The sequence below is a fragment of the Microcoleus sp. S13_C3 genome (assembly GCF_036700905.1).
Lineage (GTDB): Bacteria > Cyanobacteriota > Cyanobacteriia > Cyanobacteriales > Microcoleaceae > Microcoleus.
On sequence record NZ_JAUBPT010000329.1, the window covers coordinates 1 to 2,240 of the forward strand.

General features: G+C 46.0%; 1 protein-coding gene. It reads right to left on the reverse strand.

What is annotated here, in order from left to right; all coding sequences use genetic code 11:
- Nucleotides 1–161: 161 nt before the first annotated feature.
- Entirely contained in the window at nt 162–1,964 is a 1,803-nt protein-coding gene (locus QUA16_RS36440; protein ID WP_333109706.1) for an HlyD family efflux transporter periplasmic adaptor subunit, read from the reverse strand.
- Between the last annotated feature and the right edge of the window lie 276 nt (nt 1,965–2,240).

Consider the following 2,240-nt stretch of genomic DNA (forward strand, 5'->3'; position numbering starts at 1 on the left):
TGTTGACTGTTGACTGTTGACTGTTGACTGTTGACTGTTGACTGTTGACTGTTGACTGTTGACTGTTGACTGTTGACAGGAAAGCTAATAACAACTGACTACTAACAACTGACAACTAACAACTGACTACTGACTACTGACTACTGACTAATGACTAATTTCTACAAACTCATGCCGCCTTTTTGTAGTTGCTTGAGAGGATCGAGCAAAATGTCGGCTACGCTGCGCTGGCGAATGACAATTTCCGCAGTAGCTGTCTGGCCCGCTTTGAGTTTCCAGGTTTGATTGTTAGCTGTCACTGAGTCTCGATCGAGACTCACTTCCACCCGGTAGAAAACCCCCAATCGCTCGTCGGTTTTGGCATCCGGCGAAATCGAGACAACTTTTCCCGGAATCACGCCGTAATTTTGATAGGGAAAAGCATCGAATTTGACTTTTACCGGCATTCCGGTTTTGACAAATCCTGCTTCTCGGTTCGGCAAATTCACTTCCAGCACCAGCGGAGCATGATTCGGAGTCATTTCTGCAATAGTTTGACCCGGTTGAACGACTTCGCCAGTGTTATGGACATTGAGAGTCGAAATAACTCCGCTGACTGGTGCGTAGAGAAATCTTTGTTTGAGCTTATTTTTTGCTTGAGCGAGCAGAGTTTGGGTTTCGGCAATTTTGGATTTGACTTGATTTAATTCCATTTCCAACTGCTGAACTTTTTGCTCTTTTTCTAACTGCGTTTGACGCGCGGCAGCTTGTTCGCTGGCGGCTTCGGCTTGCAGTCGATCGACTTCTGCGAGTTGTTCGGTTAATTGGCCTTGCATTTTGCCGATCGAACTAACGCGATCGCGCACACCTTGCTCGACTTCAAACAGCTTTTCCTTAACCTGAGTTGTATCTGAAAGTTGACTCCTGATGGCAGCACTTTGCCTGTCGCGCAGGGTTTGCTCAACATCAAAGGCGCGATCGTCAGCCTGAGTTGTCTCCCCCAATTGGCTTCTAATCACGGCATTTTCGCTTTCCCGCAGAGCTTCCTCAGCTTGAAACAATACGTCTTTTGACAGCGCTCCTTCATCTACCAAAGGTTTGAGCCGCGCTATCCGCTCTTTGTGAGCCACCACTTTTGCTTGCAATTGTGTCAGCAAGTCTTGACTCTTATTTTGCAGCGGTTTCACGCGATCGCGCCTGGCCTCTTGAGACGTGACATCAATTTGCAGTTGCGACAACAGATTTTGTGCCTGCTTTTCCAGAGGTTTGAGCTGTTGTTTGCGCGTTTGCTGAGAAATTACATCCGCGTGCAATTGCTCGATTTGAGACTGCGTGGTGGCCGCTGAAGCACCAGCACGGGCGATCGCAGCTTCAGCCCCCCGCTTGTCCGCAGCAGCAATAGCTTGGCTCGCTTCCGCTTCCAGTCGAGTTCTCTCGATCGAACTCATCTCTTGCACCAATTGAATCCGATAAGCGTCCAGAATTTTATCAAGACGCTCCACCTCGCTCGCAGCCGTTTCCGGGTCTAATTCTGCCAATAATTGTCCAGCTTTAATTTTTTGACCTTCTTTGATAGCGAGGTTAATAATTTTTCCTGGCTCCGTCGGGTGAATTTTGTAAACAGCACCTTTGGGAACTAATTTTCCCTGAGCGTGACCAACTTGGTCAATTTTTCCCAAAGTTGCCCACGCTCCAAAAGCTACCGAAAAAACCATTCCTCCTAATATCAACCGCTGCGGAAAAGATACTGGTGGCTGGTCGAGTACCGAGTGCAAAGAAGTAGACCAATTATTCGCATCAGGCTGCCGTAACTTGGCAATATTGATACCGTCATGAGTTTGAGAGGAGCGCTTTTGAGATTCGACTACTTCTAAAGAGCGGTCTTTTTTTCTGGGTTCGTTTTCTTGCCTAGAAGCTACGCCCCCATAGACTTCACCTATTTCGTTAGGAGCGTGGTCTAATTCTTTGACATCTTCTGAAAACATTGCATTTCCTCCAAATTAGTCTGTTGACTGTTGGCAGTTGGCAGTTGGCAGTTGTTAGGAGCTATAAGTCAGGAGTCAGAAGTTAGGAGTCATGAGTCAGTGAAAATGATATTTAGTCTTGTGTTGGTTGCTAATGACTAATGACTAATGACTAATGACCAATGACTAATGACTAATGACCAATGACTAATGACCAATGACCAATGACTAATGACTAATGACTAATGACTAATGACTAATGACTAATGACTAATGACTAATGACTAATGACTAATG